This window comes from Pseudoduganella lutea (assembly GCF_004209755.1).
Lineage (GTDB): Bacteria > Pseudomonadota > Gammaproteobacteria > Burkholderiales > Burkholderiaceae_D > Rugamonas > Rugamonas lutea.
On sequence record NZ_CP035913.1, the window covers coordinates 4,021,213 to 4,036,585 of the forward strand.

At 63.9% G+C, this 15,373-nt stretch carries 16 protein-coding genes and 1 pseudogene; 4 read left to right on the forward strand and 13 right to left on the reverse strand.

What is annotated here, in order from left to right; genetic code table 11:
* Nucleotides 1-69: 69 nt before the first annotated feature.
* The 8 genes and pseudogenes from EWM63_RS17120 to EWM63_RS17150 form a co-directional block, all read right to left on the reverse strand.
* A complete protein-coding gene (locus EWM63_RS17120; protein ID WP_307720781.1) occupies nt 70-1,095 on the reverse strand; it encodes a M48 family metallopeptidase in 1,026 nt (341 codons plus the stop codon).
* Nucleotides 1,041-1,781: a lysophospholipid acyltransferase family protein gene (locus EWM63_RS17125; protein WP_130187614.1), complete on the reverse strand. Its 741-nt coding sequence runs from the start codon at nt 1,779-1,781 to the stop codon at nt 1,041-1,043. The genes EWM63_RS17120 and EWM63_RS17125 overlap by 55 nt, the downstream gene beginning before the upstream one ends.
* Nucleotides 1,782-1,796: 15 nt before the next feature.
* Nucleotides 1,797-2,354: a D-glycero-beta-D-manno-heptose 1,7-bisphosphate 7-phosphatase gene (gmhB, locus tag EWM63_RS17130; RefSeq protein ID WP_130187615.1), complete on the reverse strand. Its 558-nt coding sequence runs from the start codon at nt 2,352-2,354 to the stop codon at nt 1,797-1,799.
* Nucleotides 2,355-2,364: 10 nt separating this feature from the next.
* Entirely contained in the window at nt 2,365-4,467 is a 2,103-nt protein-coding gene (gene glyS, locus EWM63_RS17135) for a glycine--tRNA ligase subunit beta (protein ID WP_130187616.1), read from the reverse strand.
* Between the two features lie 5 nt (nt 4,468-4,472).
* The gene (glyQ, locus tag EWM63_RS17140; RefSeq protein ID WP_130187617.1) at nt 4,473-5,378 is read right to left on the reverse strand and encodes a glycine--tRNA ligase subunit alpha; all 906 of its coding nucleotides are present in this window, start codon (nt 5,376-5,378) and stop codon (nt 4,473-4,475) included.
* A 104-nt stretch (nt 5,379-5,482) separates the two neighbouring features.
* On the reverse strand, nt 5,483-6,481 hold the full coding sequence (gene lnt / locus EWM63_RS32940) for an apolipoprotein N-acyltransferase (protein WP_307720782.1): 999 nt from the start codon (nt 6,479-6,481) through the stop codon (nt 5,483-5,485).
* Nucleotides 6,448-7,041: a hypothetical protein gene (locus EWM63_RS32945; RefSeq protein ID WP_307720783.1), complete on the reverse strand. Its 594-nt coding sequence runs from the start codon at nt 7,039-7,041 to the stop codon at nt 6,448-6,450. Before EWM63_RS32945 ends, lnt begins: the two co-directional genes overlap by 34 nt.
* Nucleotides 7,041-7,918: pseudogene (locus EWM63_RS17150) on the reverse strand (CorC family transporter). The gene EWM63_RS32945 and the pseudogene EWM63_RS17150 overlap by 1 nt, the downstream one beginning before the upstream one ends.
* Before the next feature lie 133 nt (nt 7,919-8,051).
* On the opposite strand from EWM63_RS17150, the gene EWM63_RS17155 reads away from it, so the two are divergent.
* Nucleotides 8,052-9,065: a transporter gene (locus EWM63_RS17155; RefSeq protein ID WP_130187618.1), complete on the forward strand. Its 1,014-nt coding sequence runs from the start codon at nt 8,052-8,054 to the stop codon at nt 9,063-9,065.
* 168 nt (nt 9,066-9,233) lie between these two features.
* Here EWM63_RS17155 and ybeY read toward each other — a convergent pair whose 3' ends face one another.
* The 3 genes from ybeY to miaB all read right to left on the reverse strand — a co-directional run bounded on the left by ybeY (nt 9,234) and on the right by miaB (nt 12,138).
* Complete coding sequence (ybeY, locus tag EWM63_RS17160; RefSeq protein WP_130187619.1) at nt 9,234-9,704, reverse strand: rRNA maturation RNase YbeY; 471 nt, start codon at nt 9,702-9,704, stop codon at nt 9,234-9,236.
* Nucleotides 9,688-10,743: a PhoH family protein gene (locus EWM63_RS17165; RefSeq protein WP_130187620.1), complete on the reverse strand. Its 1,056-nt coding sequence runs from the start codon at nt 10,741-10,743 to the stop codon at nt 9,688-9,690. The genes ybeY and EWM63_RS17165 overlap by 17 nt, the downstream gene beginning before the upstream one ends.
* A 63-nt stretch (nt 10,744-10,806) precedes the next feature.
* Nucleotides 10,807-12,138, reverse strand: coding sequence for a tRNA (N6-isopentenyl adenosine(37)-C2)-methylthiotransferase MiaB (gene miaB / locus EWM63_RS17170; protein ID WP_130187621.1), 1,332 nt, complete (start codon nt 12,136-12,138; stop codon nt 10,807-10,809).
* Nucleotides 12,139-12,568: 430 nt separating this feature from the next.
* Between miaB and EWM63_RS17175 the strand changes: the two genes are divergently transcribed.
* On the forward strand, nt 12,569-12,931 hold the full coding sequence (locus EWM63_RS17175) for a hypothetical protein (protein ID WP_130187622.1): 363 nt from the start codon (nt 12,569-12,571) through the stop codon (nt 12,929-12,931).
* A gap of 218 nt (nt 12,932-13,149) precedes the next feature.
* Here the strand turns inward: EWM63_RS17175 and EWM63_RS17180 are convergent, their stop codons facing one another.
* Both EWM63_RS17180 and EWM63_RS17185 read right to left on the reverse strand, forming a co-directional pair.
* Complete coding sequence (locus EWM63_RS17180) at nt 13,150-13,992, reverse strand: HDOD domain-containing protein (RefSeq protein ID WP_130187623.1); 843 nt, start codon at nt 13,990-13,992, stop codon at nt 13,150-13,152.
* On the reverse strand, nt 13,989-14,276 hold the full coding sequence (locus tag EWM63_RS17185) for a hypothetical protein (protein ID WP_130187624.1): 288 nt from the start codon (nt 14,274-14,276) through the stop codon (nt 13,989-13,991). Before EWM63_RS17185 ends, EWM63_RS17180 begins: the two co-directional genes overlap by 4 nt.
* 126 nt (nt 14,277-14,402) lie before the next feature.
* Between EWM63_RS17185 and EWM63_RS17190 the strand changes: the two genes are divergently transcribed.
* Complete coding sequence (locus EWM63_RS17190; protein WP_130187625.1) at nt 14,403-14,948, forward strand: DUF1697 domain-containing protein; 546 nt, start codon at nt 14,403-14,405, stop codon at nt 14,946-14,948.
* 13 nt (nt 14,949-14,961) lie between these two features.
* On the forward strand, nt 14,962-15,366 hold the full coding sequence (locus EWM63_RS17195) for a DUF3224 domain-containing protein (RefSeq protein WP_130187626.1): 405 nt from the start codon (nt 14,962-14,964) through the stop codon (nt 15,364-15,366).
* Nucleotides 15,367-15,373: the final 7 nt, after the last annotated feature.

Consider the following 15,373-nt stretch of genomic DNA (forward strand, 5'->3'; position numbering starts at 1 on the left):
GGGTTTCGCGGAGCATGCTCCGCGCCGGCGGAACGGGCGGTCACCTGCATGTGACCGCCCCGGCGAGACTTATCCAAACAGCACCGGCAGCTCCTGCGAGCGGCGTCGCAGCAGCTGTTTCGCTTCCTCGTATTGCGGATAGACACGCCCCACGTGCGCCCAGAAGCGCGGGCTGTGGTTCATTTCATGGATGTGCGCCAGCTCGTGCGCCACCACGTAATCGATCAGCGGCAGCGAGAAGAACATCAGCTTCCAGTTCAGCCGGATCACGCGCCCGATCGTGCACGAGCCCCATCGCGCATCGGCCGAGGAGACCGACATCGATGCGTACTGCACGCCCACGCGTGGCGCATACAGGTCGAGCCGCTGGGCGAACAAGCCTTCAGCCTGCTGCTTGTACCAGTTCTTCACGCGTTCCTTGACCAGCAGCTCGGTGGCGCCCTGCACGAGGCCCAGCGCCAGTTCCCCGGCCTGGGGATCGAATGCGGTGCGGTTACGCGCCGCATGGTGCAGCCGCAGCGTGATCTCGCCGCCCAGGTAAGGCAGTTTCGCGCCATCCTTCCATTCGATCGGCGGCTTGTCCAGCCGCGCGGCGCGGCGCTGGCGCCGATCGTCCAGCTTCGACAGGATCCAGCTCTGCTTGGCGCGGATCGCGTTCTCGATGTCGGCCAGCGTGCAGCGCTTCGGTGCGGTCACGCGCAGCCCGTTGTCGTCGACCATGAAGCCGATCGAGCGGCGCGTGGAGCGCCGCAGCGCATATTCCAGGATGAAGCTGCCCACCAGCACCTGGCGGCGTTCCATGCCGTCGGCCGGCGGCAACACGGGGGATGGATCCGGCCGGCGCAGCGGCACCGGGGGGCGCAGCAGGTTGACGGTGGCCGGCGCCGCGATGGGGAACGACGATGCCGGGAACGGGGAAGGAGGAGAAGGAGGTGCCGTCGGCGCTTCGGCTGGTGCGGCGCCGCCGGCGAATAAATCGAGTTGGAGGTCGGCTTGAGCGGCGCCTTCGCCGCTCCTTTCACTGGCCTGGGTGCTGTTTTCTAGCCAGCGCTGTAGGCGTGGGGCGAAATGACGCGCATTTCTGATTCTATCCACTGTTCCACCTGTTCCATCATGCCGTCGGGAGTTTGTCCTTCGGAAGATATCGGCTTGCCCACAGAAACCGTGATCTTGCCCGGATACTTGATAAACGAATTCTTTGGCCAGCACTCGCCCGAGTTGACGGCGATCGGTATGACCGGAACGCCGGTATCGATTGCGAGACGCGTGCCGCCGCTCTTGTACTTGCCCGCCTGGCCCACCGGGATGCGCGTGCCTTCCGGGAACATGATAATCCATTGGCCGTCTTTCAGGCGACGCTTTCCATGGGCAACCACCATCCGGAACGCGTTCTTGCCCTGCTTGCGGTCGATCGGGATCATGCGCAGCAGCGCGATGCCCCAGCCGAAGAAGGGAATGTACAGGATCTCCTTCTTGAACACGAAGACGAGGGGCCGCGGCAGGTTCGCCAGCAGGAAGATCGTTTCCCATGCCGACTGGTGCTTCGACAGCACGATGGCCGGGCTGTCGGGAAAATTCTCGTAGCCCTTGAATTCGTAATGGATGCCGCAGACGACCTTCGCCAGCCAGATGACGAACACGTTCCAGCGCGACGTGACGTAGTAGCGCTTGTTGTAGGGCAGCGGCGCCGCCAGCATGCAGACAAACGACCAGATTACCGTGGCAATGGCCATCACCACGGTGAAAACGAGGGAACGCAGGAACAGGACAGCTTTACGCAACGCGGTACTCCAGATTCAAGATTGGGGCGTGGATTTCAGGATGTGCTGCACGGTGGCCGCCAGGTCGGGGAACGTGAGCGTGCCGGGCGGCAGGCCGCCGGTCACTTCGGTCTTTTCGCCCTTGCCGGTGCGCACCAGGTACGGCACGCAGCCGCTGATGAAGCCCGACTGCAGGTCGCGCAGGGAATCGCCCACGGTCGGCACGCCTTTCAGGCTGACCTGGTAGCGCTTCGAGATCTCGGCGAACATGCCCGGTTTCGGCTTGCGGCAGTCGCAGTTGTCGGCCGCCGCGTGCGGGCAGAAGAACACCGCCTCGATGTCCGCGCCCACCTGCAGGGCGAGGCGGTGCATCTTGGCGTGGATCGCGTTCAGCGTGGTGATGTCGAACAGTTGCCGCGCGATGCCGGACTGGTTCGAGGCGATCACCACGCGGTAATTGGCCTGGTTCAGGCGGGCGATCGCTTCGAGCGAGCCGGGGATGGGGATCCACTCGTCGGGGGACTTAATGAAGTCCGGCGAATCGTGGTTGATCACGCCATCCCGGTCCAGGATGATCAGTTTCGGCTGCGGCATCCGGGTTTCCTCAGGCGGCCAGCTTCGAGATGTCCGCCACGCGGTTCATCATTCCGTGCAGCGAAGACAGCAACGCCAGGCGGTTGTTGCGCAGCGCGATGTCCTCGGCCATCACCATCACGTCGTTGAAGAACGCATCCACGTCATCGCGCAGTTGCGCCAGCGTCTTCAGGGTGCCGGTGAAGTCGCCGGCAGCAAATGCCGCGTCGACTTCCGGCTGCACGCGGGTCACGGCGGCGGCCAGGTTCTTCTCCGCCTCGTCCTGCAGCAGGGCCGGGTTCACCGTGCCGGCCTGGGCCAGCGCTTCCTCGTTCTTCTTGAGGATATTGGTGATGCGCTTGTTGGCGCCGGCCAGCGACGCCGCTTCCGGCAGCGCGGCAAAGGCCTGCACCGCTTCCAGGCGCTGCACGATGTCGTCCAGCCGGTCCGGATTCTGGGCAACGACGGCTTCGATCTCGTTCGGTGTGAAGCCGCGTTCGCGCAGGATGCCGCGCAGGCGGTCCATGAAGAACGCCGTCACGTCGGCGGTCGGATCCTTGAAGCCTGGCACGGAGGCGAACTGCGCCACCGCATCGGCCAGCACGTCGGAGATCGCCAGCGGCAGGCGCTTCTCGATCAGCATGCGCAGCACGCCCAGTGCATGGCGGCGCAGCGCGAACGGATCCTTGTCGCCGGTCGGCTGCAGGCCGATGGCCCAGATGCCCACCAGGGTTTCCAACTTGTCCGCCAGCGCGACGGCGGTGCCGGTCTGCGTGGACGGCAGCGCATCGCCGGCAAAGCGCGGCTGGTAATGCTCGGAGGCGGCCAGCGCCACTTCCTCGTTCTCGCCGTCGTGGCGGGCGTAGTACGTGCCCATGATGCCTTGCAGCTCGGGGAACTCGCCCACCATGTCCGTCAGCAGGTCGGCCTTCGACAGGCGCGCGCCGCGTTCGGCCAGCGCAGCATCGGCACCGAGGCGTTTCGCGATGGCCGTGGCCAGCGCGGTCACGCGGTCGCTGCGCTCGGCCTGCGTGCCCAGCTTGTTGTGGTAGACCACGTTCTTCAGCAGCGGCAGGCGCGACTCCAGCGTCTTTTTCTTGTCCTGCTCGAAGAAGAACTTGGCATCCGACAGGCGCGGGCGCACCACGCGCTCGTTGCCGCCCACGATCGCTTGCGGCGTGTCGGTGGCGATGTTCGAGACAATCAGGAAACGCGAACGCAGCTTGCCGTTCGCGTCCGTCAGCGCGAAGTATTTCTGGTTGGTTTGCATCGTCAGGATCAGGCATTCCTGCGGCACGGCCAGGAATTCATCCTCGAAGCGGCATTCGTACACCACCGGCCATTCGACCAGCGACGCCACTTCTTCCAGCAGCGCCTCGGGCATCAGCACCTTGTCGTCGCCAGCCTTGGCCAGCAGTTCCTGGCGGATCTGCTCCTTGCGGGCTTCGAACGACGGGATCACCCTGGCTTTTTCCACCAGCGTGTCGGCATACGCATCGGCGTTCGGCACGGTCACGGCGCGCTGGCCCGGCGCTGTGAGGAAGCGGTGCCCTTGCGTGACGTTCGACGCGGTCAGGCCCAGCAGGGTGAGCGGCAGCACCTTGTCGCCGAACAGCGCGATCACGCCGTGCGCGGGGCGCACGAACTGCACGGTGGCGCCGTCCGGGCGCTGGTAGCTCATCACCTTCGGGATCGGCAGCTTGGCCACCGAATCCTCCAGCGCGGCCTGCAGGCCGGTTTCCAATTGCGAGCCGGGTGCGGTGTACGTGTAAAAGAACGATTCGGCCTTGCCGTCCTGCGCGCGTTCCAGGTCGCTCACCTTCAGGTCGGGGAAGCCCAGCACCGCCAGCTTTTTGGCCAGGGGCGCTGTTGCTTGTCCCTCACTATTCAGTGCCACTGTTACCGGCAGAACCTTTTCGCGGATCGACTTGTCCGGCGACACGTCGCGCACCCTGGTGATGGAAACGGCCAGGCGGCGCGGCGTGGCATACGAAGTGGCGACGCTGTCTTGTTCGAGGAAGTCGCGCGACTTCAGGCCGTTGACGATGCCGGCAGCGAACGCGGCGCCCAGTTTCGACAGTGCCTTCGGCGGCAGTTCTTCGGTCAGCAGTTCGATCAGGAGAGTTTGAGTCATGGCGATTATTCTTGTGCTTGGGCGGCCATCGGGAAGCCGAGGCGTTCGCGGGAATCGTAATAGGCTTGGGCGACGAGGCGCGACAGCGTGCGCACGCGGCCGATGTAGGCGGCGCGTTCCGTCACGGAGATGGCGCCGCGCGCGTCCAGCATGTTGAAGCTGTGCGATGCCTTCATGATCTGTTCATAGGCCGGCAGCGTGAGCTGCAGCTCGACCAGGCGCTTGGCTTCCGATTCATGGTTCGCGAACTGGGCGAACAGCAGCTCGGTGTTGGCGTGCTCGAAGTTGTAGGTGGACTGTTCCACTTCATTCTGGTGGAACACGTCGCCGTATTTCAGCACCTTTTTCTGGCCCGCTTCTTCCCACTCCGTCCATACCAGGTCATACACGTTCTCGACGCCCTGCAGGTACATGGCCAGGCGCTCGATGCCATAGGTGATCTCGCCCAGCACGGGCTTGCAATCGAGGCCGCCCACCTGCTGGAAGTAGGTGAACTGCGTGACTTCCATGCCGTTCAGCCAGACTTCCCAGCCCAGGCCCCAGGCGCCCAGCGTGGGGCTTTCCCAGTCATCCTCGACGAAGCGCACGTCGTTCTGCTTGAGGTCCAGGCCCAGTGCTTCCAGCGAACCGAGGTACAGGTCGAGGATGTTTTCCGGCGCCGGCTTGAGCACCACCTGGTACTGGTAATAGTGCTGCAGGCGGTTCGGGTTTTCGCCATAGCGGCCATCCTTCGGGCGGCGCGACGGCTGCACGTAGGCGGCGCGCCACGGCTCGGGGCCGATTGCGCGCAGGAAGGTACCGGTGTGGAACGTGCCCGCGCCGACTTCCATGTCGTACGGCTGGAGCAGGGCGCAACCCTGCTTGTCCCAGTAGGTTTGCAGGGTCAGGATGATTTGTTGGAATGTCAGCATCGTGTTCTTTTAGGGGCGTGCAGGACGCGCAAGCATGATCAGGAGAGCAGCGTGGTTCGCTGAAACGGCTCATTTTAGCGGTTTTTGCAACGGACCAGTAGGGTTCAGCGGGTTGCCTTCCTGCGGCGGGAGAGCAGCCAGGCGGCCAGCACGCTTGCCGCGGCCAGCGCGAGGATCAGGCGGTTCTGCAGCACGATGTAGGGCGTGTCGCCCGTCATGCCCTGCACGGTGGCCTTCAGCACGCCGGCCTGGTAGTACGGCAGGCTCGCCCGGATCACGCCGCGGTGGTCGATGACGACAGTGGCGCCGTTGTTCGTGGCCGCCAGCATCGGGCGCCCTGTTTCCAGGGTACGCATCTGCGAGATCTGCAAGTGCTGCGGGATCGCCACCGATTCGCCGTACCAGGCCAGTTCGGAGACATTCAGCAGCACGGTGGCGCCGGAACCCGCAATTTTCCCATTACTCAATTGCGCCGCGATCTCTTCGCCGAAGTTGTTTTCGTAGCAGATGTTCGGCAGTACGCGCTGGTCCTTCACGGCAAACGACGGCTGCAATGTTTCGCCGCGGGTCTGGTCGCCCAGCGGGATGCGCATCATGTCGGTGAACCAGCGGAAGCCGAGGGGGATGAATTCGCCGAACGGCACGAGATGATGCTTGTCGTAGCGGTAGGGTTTGGCCAGTGTGGGCCCCAGGCCCATCACGCTGTTCGCATAGCGGGTAGGGCTGTCGGCGAACGGCATGCCCAGCACCACGGCGCTGCCGGTCTTGCGGGCGAACTTGCCGTAGGCGTCCAGGTAGCCCGCCGGCAGCTGCTGCGGGAACAGCGGGATGCCTGTTTCCGGGATCGCGATCAGGTCGGCCGGTTCGGCCAGCACGATTTCCTGGTAGCGCCGCAGCGTGTTGCCGATATGGTTCGGGTCGAACTTGGTCTGCAGCGGGATGTTGGCCTGCACCAGGCGCACCGTCAGCGGCTTTCCGGTCGGCGTGGTCCAGTCGATCCACTGCAGCGACCAGCCGCCGACCCACAGTGCGGCGATCAGCGACAGCGCTGGCTTGCGCACCGGGTGCATCAGCAGCAGCAGGGCGCCGGCGGTGATGGCCACGATCCAGCCGATACCGAACACGCCCAGAACGGGGGCATATCCAGCGAGGGGGAGGCATTGTGCGCATAGCCGCTGGACGCCCACGGGAAGCCCGTGAACAGCCAGCCGCGCGTCCATTCGGAAACGGCCCACAGCGCCGGCAGCACAAGCAAGTTCGCGGCCGGCAGCGACAGGCCCCAGCGCTTGCGCAGCCAGGCGGCGGCACCCATCGCGGCAGCGCAGTGCGCGCCCATGTAGACCGCCAGCAGGGCAATGGCAATCCAGGCCAGCGGCAGCGGCAGGCCGCCGAACCGCGAGATCGCGATCGTCAGCCAGTGCACGCCGGCCAGGCACCAGCCGAAGCCGAATGCCCAGCCGATGAACGCCGAGGCCTTGACGGATTCGGCGCGCAGCACCTGGTAGAACAGGATCGCCAGCGTGAGCAGCTGGATCGGCCACCAGCCGAGCGGCGCGAACGACAACACGCTCGCGCCGCCGGCAATGGCGGCGATGAGCATGCGGCTCTTGGTGCTGCGGGGCGGGGCGGGCGGTGCGCCGGGCGCGGCGCGGCGAAAACGCATCAATCCTGCTCGTCGATGGCGGGTGGCAGTTTCTCGACCGTCAGCACGTGGATCTGGCGGGCATCGGCACGCAGGACTTCGAAGCGCAGGTTGTCGATGTCAAACACGTCTCCCTTGTGGGGCATGCGGGCCAGGTGCTTGGCAACGAAGCCGCCGATGGTGTCGACGTCGTCGTCTGGCAGGTCGGCGTCCAGTTCCTCGTTGAACTGGCCGATCTCGGTCAGTGCCTTGACGCGCCAGCGCGGACCCAGCTGCCCTTCGCGGATGGAAAGGATGTTGTCTTCCTCTTCATCGAAATCGTATTCATCCTCGATGTCGCCGACGATCTGTTCCAGCACGTCCTCGATCGTGATCAGGCCGGCCACGCCGGAATACTCGTCGACGACGATCGCCATGTGGTTGTGGTTGGCGCGGAAGTCGCGCAGCAGCACATTCAGGCGCTTCGACTCGGGGATGAAGATTGCCGGGCGCAGCATGCTGCGCACGTCGAACGACTCTTCGGCATAGTAGCGCAGCAGGTCTTTCGCCAGCAGGATGCCGACAACCTTGTCACGCTCGCCCTCGATGGCCGGGAAGCGCGAGTGCGCCGTTTCCAGCACGAGCGGCATCCACTCTTCGATGGGCTTGGTGATGTCGATGACGTCCATCTGCGAGCGGGGCACCATGATGTCGCGCGCGGACAGGTCGGATACCTGGAACACGCCCTCGATCATCGACAGGGCGTCGGCATCGATCAGGTTGCGTTCGTGGGCTTCGTGCAGAACATCGAGGAGCTCGGAGCGGTTTTCCGGCTCGGGGAGATCAGGGCGGTAAGTCGCTCGAGAAGTGAGCGGTGGGGTTTAGCGTCATTCCTGACGCTAGTAGAGTGCTCTTGCATAGCAGGCATAAAGCCATTTGTTTCGAAGGGATACAGGATACACCAAACGGAAGGGAAGGGCGGTTTTTATCAAAAAGTCATCGGCAGCGTGCCGATGTCATCGTCATCTGGTAGGCTTGCGCCGGGAGGAAGCATGCAGGCGCTGGAATATGGGTCGGATCAGAATGGATTGGTGTGCGGCTACCTGTTCGGGCGCGGCCCGGCGGCCGTGCCAATCGGGGCGGCCGAGGCTGCCGCATGGGTGCGGGAAAACGCCGGCCAGCCGGGCGAATTCCTGTGGCTGCACTTCAACCTGGCCAACACGGCCAGCGAAAAATGGCTGCGCGAACATGCGCGGCTGTCCGACGAATTCTACGATTGCCTGCACGAAGGTTCGCGCTCGACCCGCATCGAGCAGGCCGACGATACGCTGGTGGCCGTCGTCAACGACGTGCTGCGTGATTTTTCATTCGAGCCGTCCGACATCTCCAGCCTGTATTTATCGGTGGATCGGCAACTCGTGATCAGTGCACGGCGCAGCCCGCTCCAGGCGGTGGAGCGGCTGCGCCAGGCCGTGCGCCGCGGCGAACCGATCGCTTCCTCGGTGGTGCTGCTGACCCACCTGCTGCGCGACCAGGCGGACGTGCTGACCCGCATCGTGCGCGTGGCCACGGGCAAGGTCGACAATATCGAGGACAACCTGCTGTCGGGTCAGCTCAAGTTCAAGCGCGCCGACCTGGGCGCGCTGCGGCGGGTGCTGGTGCGGCTGCAGCGGCTGCTGGCGCCGGAGCCGGCCGCCATGTTCCGCCTGTTGCAGCGGCCACCCGGGTGGGTGACCGTGCAGGACCGGCAGGAATTGCGCGAAGCGAGCGAGGAATTCGCCGTCACGCTGAACGATATCGCCACCTTGCAGGAACGCATCAAGCTGCTGCAGGAAGAGATCGCTGCGCTCGTCAACGAAGGCAACAACCGCAGCCTGTACACATTGACGATCGTCACCGTGCTGGCGCTGCCGATCAACATCATCGCCGGCCTGCTGGGCATGAACGTGGGCGGCGTGCCGCTGGCCACGGACGCCTCCGGCTTCTGGATCATTGCCGGAATCGTGGCGGTATTTACCATTGTTGCCGGGTGGGTGGTCATGCGCCGGCGGCGGGAACTGGATTGATCGACGGTGCATCAAGGCCGAGCCCGTGTCCACCTTGGGGTCAGGCCCATTTTCGGACACGGGCTCGGCCATGGTTCGCGCCAATTGCTGCGCTTTATAGCGGAGTCCGTGTCCACTTCGAGGCCTGACCCCATGGTGGACACGGGTTGAACAGTTAGGTCGTAAAGCTTACTTCTCGGCGGCGTAAGGATCGGCGTAGCCAAGGCCTTCGAGCAGTTCGGTTTCCAGGCTTTCCATTTCCTCGGCCTCGTCGTCCTCTTCGTGGTCGTAGCCCTGCGCATGCAGCACGCCGTGCACGATGAGGTGGGCCGTGTGTTCCTCGACCGACTTCTTTTGTTCTGCCGCTTCCCGCTCCAGCACGTCGGTGCACAGGATGATGTCGGCGCGCGTGGGCTCGTCGTCGGCAATCTCTTCGCCTTCGTTGTAGGCGAACGTGAGCACATTGGTGGCATAGTCCTTGCCGCGGTAGGCCAGGTTCAGCTGCTGGCCCTCGGCCGCATCGACGAAGCGGATCGTCAGCTCGGCCGGGGCGAACAGCGCGGCCTTCACCCACTTGCGGATCTGCGGGCGGGTGATGGTTTCCTGCAGGCGCGTATCGGCGTACTGCACCGACAAGGTCAACTTATTTTTTTCGGACATTCCGGGCGGGGGTCTTGACGGGTTTCAGCAATGGGGCGATGTCGGCGGTGCTCTGGTGGGCGCTGTCGTAGGCATCGACGATGCGGGCCACGAGCGGGTGGCGCACCACGTCTTCGCTGGAAAAGTGCGAGAACGCGATGCCGCGCACGTCGCGCAGTACCTGGATCGCATCGACGAGGCCGCTCTTCTGGTGTTTCTGCAGGTCGACCTGGGTGACGTCGCCGGTGACGACGGCCTTGCTGCCAAAGCCGATACGCGTCAGGAACATCTTCATCTGTTCGACAGTGGTGTTCTGCGCTTCGTCGAGGATCACAAAGGCGTGGTTCAGCGTGCGGCCCCGCATATAGGCCAGCGGCGCGATCTCGATCACCTGCTTCTCGAACATCTTCTGCGTGCGGTCGAAGCCGAGCAGGTCATACAGCGCGTCGTACAGCGGGCGCAGGTAAGGGTCGACCTTCTGCGCCATGTCGCCCGGCAGGAAGCCCAGCCGTTCCCCGGCCTCGACGGCCGGGCGGCACAGGATGATGCGCTTGACGGCATCGCGTTCCAGCGCATCGACGGCGCAGGCCACGGCAAGATAGGTCTTGCCCGTGCCGGCCGGGCCCACGCCAAAGCTGATGTCGTGTTCGAGGATGTTGCGCAGGTAGCGGATCTGGTGCGGCGTGCGGCCGCGCAGGTCGCTTCGGCGTGTCTTCAATACGGGGCTGGCGATTTCGGGATCGTTGAACGGCGGCTCTTCCTCGTCGTCGCCATCCGGCACCGCCTGGCTGGTGCGCTGTTCGACGAGGCCCAGCTGCACCTCTTCGATCGGCACGGCCTTGTCGGCCACCGCATAGAATTTTTCCAGGATCTGCACGGCGCGCTCGGCATTGGTGCCGCTGACGATGAACCGCTCGCCGCGCCGGAAGATCGTTACATCGAGCGCCGCAGAAATCTGGCGCAGGTTTTCATCGAGGGGGCCGCACAGATTGGCCAGCCGCGTATTGTCCAGCGGTTCCGGCGTGAAGTAGTGCGGTTGAACGGGAGTCTTTGTTTTCAATGTTTGGTCAGGGCAGAGTGGCGCGGCGTGCGTGAATGTTCAGATGCGTGTTCCGATGCGTATTCAGACGAGCTCGCCGCGCAGGGAATAGGACAGGCTTTCTGTAATGAATACGTCCACCATCTTGCCATGCAGTGCGGTCGGTGTGTCGCCACCATCGAACAGCACGGTGCGCGTGTTGCCGGCGCGCCCCGCCAGCTCGTTGCCACCGTTTTTCGATGGGCCTTCGACCAGCACGCGCATCGTCTTGCCCACCATCGCGGCGCTGTGCCGCTTCGTGTTGGCATCGACCAGGGCCTGCAGGCGCTGCAGCCGTGCCAGCTTCACCTCGTGCGGCGTGTCGTCGGCCAGGTTGGCGGCAGGCGTACCGGGGCGCTTGCTGAAGATGAAGCTGAACGAATTGTCGAAATCCACGTCCCGGATCAGCTTCATCATCGCCTCGAAGTCTTCTTCCGTTTCACCGGGGAAACCGACGATGAAGTCCGACGCGATCGTCACATCCGGCCGCACGGCCCGGACCTTGCGGATGATCGACTTGTATTCCAGCGCCGTGTAGCCGCGCTTCATTGCCCCCAGGATCTTGTCCGAGCCGTGCTGGGCGGGCAGGTACAGGTGGTCGGCCAGCTGCAGGATGCGCGCGTAGCAGTCGACGAGGCGTTGCGTGAATTCCTTCGGGTGGCTGGTGACGAAGCGGATGCGCTCGATGCCGGGAATTTCCGCCACGTATTCGATCAGCAGCGCGAAGTCGGCCTGCTGGCCATCGGCCATCTGGCCGCGGAATGCATTCACGTTCTGGCCCAGCAGCATCACTTCCTTGACGCCCTGCGCGGCCAGCCCGGCCACTTCGGTGAGCACGTCGTCGAAGCGGCGCGACACTTCCTCGCCACGGGTGTACGGCACCACGCAATAGCTGCAATATTTGCTGCAGCCTTCCATGATCGATACATAGGCAAACGCGCCATCGACGCGCGCCGGCGGCAGGTGGTCGAACTTTTCGATTTCGGGGAACGTGATGTCCACCTGCGGCTTGCCGCTGTGGCGGCGCAGCTCGATCATCTTCGGCAGCCGGTGCAGGGTCTGCGGGCCGAACACAATATCGACCTGCGGTGCGCGCTTGACGATCGCTTCGCCTTCCTGCGACGCCACGCAGCCACCCACACCGATCACGAGATCGGGATTTTTTTCCTTCAGCTTGCGAAACACGCCCAGGTCGGAAAACACCTTTTCCTGTGCCTTTTCACGCACCGAGCAGGTGTTGAGGAGGATGACGTCGGCGTCTTCCGGCGTTTCCGTGCGCACGAGGCCATCGGTGGCGCCGAGCAGGTCCGCCATCTTGTCCGAGTCGTACTCGTTCATCTGGCAGCCGAAGGTCTTGATGAATACTTTTTTCTGCATGGCCGGGAGTTTACCGTAATTCGCGTTGATGAAATACGGAAAAACTTCCGATGCCAAAAGGCATGCGGCTTTCCGGCTCATCAATATCGCCTCGGCAACTCTTTTACTGTTGAGTTGACTGTTGTAACAATTTCCCACCGGTTCTATCGTGCGCTGCCTGCCCTATCCGTGTGTTGAAATAGCATTGTTGTCAAGTATTTCAGCGAAAGATTGATATCAATTAAATGTTCGCTTGGCATCGCTAGGCTGGAGCGTGCTTGTTTGGGCATAGAATTTTGTAGAAAGTGCAAGTTTCTACCCCGATGGTCGCCGGCCCTTGCGCCTTCGGGCGTATTCGTTCCGGAAATGGTTTGGAAAACGAATGTAGAAATCTGCAGTCTTTCCTAATGTACGGAGCCGCATCTATCAACTATATTGACGAGGATCAATCATGGCACACCACGCACTCTCATCCCAAGAAAGCTACAACCCAAACCACCTGCTCGATATCCTGCTGGGCAAGATGCAACTGAAAAACGATGCTGCCTTGTCGCGCCTGCTGGAAGTCGCGCCTCCCGTCATCAGCAAGATCCGTCACCATCGCCTGCCTGTCGGCGCATCGCTGCTGATCCGCATGCATGAAGTGACCGGCATGAGCATTCGCGACCTGCGCGATCTGATGGGCGACCGCCGGACCAAATACCGCCTGTCGGACGCCCAAGGCCGTCCGAAGCCAGAAGAGAAGGCGGCACAACAGGCAGCCGCCGCGGCACAACAAGCTCAGCAAAAGCCCGAAGGCAATTACACCCACTGAGCCTTGCCGGCCGGAGTTTCCGCTCCGGCCGATCTTCATGCGCCCTGTCACTCGCAGCCGGCCGCTTCACCAGTTCGCCGCTTTACGAGCGGCTGCTTCACTGTTCTACTTCCAGTTCTACTTCCCAGTTCGTTGCTCCGCCAGCTCGCCGTTTCATAAGCCGCACGCTCCCGCGCCAGCAATGGTCGCCGTCCGTCCTCTTTCTGTTTGACCAGCCTTCACGACAGCAGCACCGGTGCCATTGCCGCGAACTCCGTCTGCGTCTGCTCGAACACGCGCAGGTACGCTGTCTCGTCGAGACCCAGCGCATGCCACGCCACGGCCGACAGCGGCGGCACGAGCTCATCCGCAACACCGGCCAGATCCAGCGCATGCGCGATCGCATCGGCCACGTGGATGATCGTGGCCAGGAAGCCGGCGCCCGGCGCCTCCGGTGCATGGTGGTGGCCGATGGCGAGCCGCATCGTCTCTGAAAAGTTCCAATGGCCGGCGAGCGCGAGGCCGGCATCGACGTGGTCGACGCCAAGCACGGCGCGCTCGGCGTCGAGCCACTGCGCATCGTGCGCACCCCGCCAGACGATCACGCGCGCATAGTGATCGGGAAAACAGCTGACCAGCACCAGGCGGCCGACGTCGTGCAGCAGCCCTGCCGTGAACGCATAATCCTGGTTGAAGCGCACGTGGCGTGCCAGCGCCTTGGCACAGATGGCTGTGGCAATCGAGTGCCGCCAGAATGCCGGGTGCGAAAAGCCGTTGCAGCGGTTCTCGGGAAAGCAGCCGGTCACCGCCGCCGCGGTGATCACGTTGCGCGCGGTCTGGAAACCGAGGTAGGTGATCGCCTGCTGGATCGTTGTCACGCGCACCTGCAGGCCGTACATCGCCGAGTTGGCCAGGCGCAGTGTCTTCGCCGTCAGCGCCTGGTCTTGCGCGACCTTTTTCGCCAGCACGGCAATGTCGACTTCCTCGGCATCGATGCTGTTCAACAGATCCATCACGACCGCCGGCAGCGAGGGCAGGTCGTCCAGGTTCTGGACGATGTGGTCGCGGCGCAGGGGTTTCATCCAGTCGCCCCGGCGCGCCAGGCGTGCAGGGAAGTGCGCAATTCGGCGCCCGCCCAGGCATCGGCACTGGCCGGATCGAGCTTGCGGAACAGGTAGTCGATGCGTTCGCGCGGCGGCACGCGCACCGGTAGCGCCTCGACGCCCTGGCGCGCCAGCGAAGCCAGCATGGCCGGGGTCAGCGTTGTGCCATGCGGCAGCAGCAACTGGCCCTGCGCATCGCGCAGTTCGCCCGCCAGCACCATGCCCGCACGCGCTTGCGCCAGCGGCAGTTTGCCGATCTCCATCGCATCCTCCTCGTCGAGAACCGATCTTACACCAAGCGTTCCACGGCGCGGCGCGGTCCGGCCGGGACCGCAAGCCGGGCGCCCGCTTCGACGTGGCTGACGCATACTGCCGATAAAGGAGGAGTCATGAGCACACAGCGGCAGATTGCCCTGCTACGGGGCGTCAATGTCGGCCGTGCCAAGCGCATCGCCATGGCGGATTTGCGCAAGGTATTGGGCGACCTGGGCTTTTCCGGCGTCCGCACGTTGCTCAACAGTGGCAATGCCGTGTTCGACTGTCCCGCGGCCGACGCGGCACAGTCCGCCTTGCGCATCGAGGAAGCGCTCGTACTGAAGCTTGGCGTGCCCGCACGCGTGACCGTGCTCGATGCGCACCAACTGGCCGAGGTGGTGGCCGCGAACCCGCTGCTGGATCTTGCCTCGGACCCCGCCCGGCTGATGGTCGCCGTGCTCAGCAATCCAGCCGACCGCACCAGGCTGGAAGCGCTGGCACACCAGCAATGGCAGCCGGAGGCGTTCGCGCTGGGGCAATGGGCCGCCTATATATGGTGCAGCGATGGCGTGCTGGCCAGCCGTGCCGCCGCGGCGATGGGCAACCTGCTGGGCGATGCCGTAACGACCCGCAACTGGAGTACCATTACCAAACTACATTCTTTGGCGATGGAAACTTAACTCAGGGGACGGCATGGCGACGATCAGCGGCGAATTCGATGTCAAACTGGTGCCGGAAATCCTGGCCGAAGGCAGCGAGGGGACGGGCATCGAGCGGATGACGCTCGACAAGCATTACCATGGCGCGCTGACGGCGACCGGCCGTGGCGAATTCCTGTCCTTCCGCAGCCCCGTGCCCACGTCGGCTGTCTACATCGCACTCGAGAAGGTTGATGGCACGCTGGAAGGGCGCCCCGGCAGCTTCATGCTGCAGCATGCCGGCGTGATGGGAGGCGCGCATGCAGGCCTGCGCATCCTCATCGCGCCCGATTCCGGGACCGGCGAGCTGTCCGGCATTGCGGGCACGCTGGGTATCCGCATCGAGAACGGCAAGCATTACTACGACCTCGACTACACGCTGCCCGCCACGGACCGGTAGGTGCCGG

What these genes read in the sequence shown, in the direction of transcription:
- gmhB (WP_130187615.1), bottom strand. Translation starts at nt 2,354, where the DNA reads ATGCCGCAGCCGAAACTGATCATCCTGGACCGGGATGGCGTGATCAAC.
- glyS (WP_130187616.1), bottom strand. Translation starts at nt 4,467, where the DNA reads ATGACTCAAACTCTCCTGATCGAACTGCTGACCGAAGAACTGCCGCCG.
- glyQ (WP_130187617.1), bottom strand. Translation starts at nt 5,378, where the DNA reads ATGCTGACATTCCAACAAATCATCCTGACCCTGCAAACCTACTGGGAC.
- EWM63_RS32945 (WP_307720783.1), bottom strand. Translation starts at nt 7,041, where the DNA reads ATGCGTTTTCGCCGCGCCGCGCCCGGCGCACCGCCCGCCCCGCCCCGC.
- EWM63_RS17155 (WP_130187618.1), top strand. Translation starts at nt 8,052, where the DNA reads ATGCAGGCGCTGGAATATGGGTCGGATCAGAATGGATTGGTGTGCGGC.
- ybeY (WP_130187619.1), bottom strand. Translation starts at nt 9,704, where the DNA reads ATGTCCGAAAAAAATAAGTTGACCTTGTCGGTGCAGTACGCCGATACG.
- miaB (WP_130187621.1), bottom strand. Translation starts at nt 12,138, where the DNA reads ATGCAGAAAAAAGTATTCATCAAGACCTTCGGCTGCCAGATGAACGAG.
- EWM63_RS17175 (WP_130187622.1), top strand. Translation starts at nt 12,569, where the DNA reads ATGGCACACCACGCACTCTCATCCCAAGAAAGCTACAACCCAAACCAC.
- EWM63_RS17180 (WP_130187623.1), bottom strand. Translation starts at nt 13,992, where the DNA reads ATGAAACCCCTGCGCCGCGACCACATCGTCCAGAACCTGGACGACCTG.
- EWM63_RS17185 (WP_130187624.1), bottom strand. Translation starts at nt 14,276, where the DNA reads ATGGAGATCGGCAAACTGCCGCTGGCGCAAGCGCGTGCGGGCATGGTG.
- EWM63_RS17190 (WP_130187625.1), top strand. Translation starts at nt 14,403, where the DNA reads ATGAGCACACAGCGGCAGATTGCCCTGCTACGGGGCGTCAATGTCGGC.
- EWM63_RS17195 (WP_130187626.1), top strand. Translation starts at nt 14,962, where the DNA reads ATGGCGACGATCAGCGGCGAATTCGATGTCAAACTGGTGCCGGAAATC.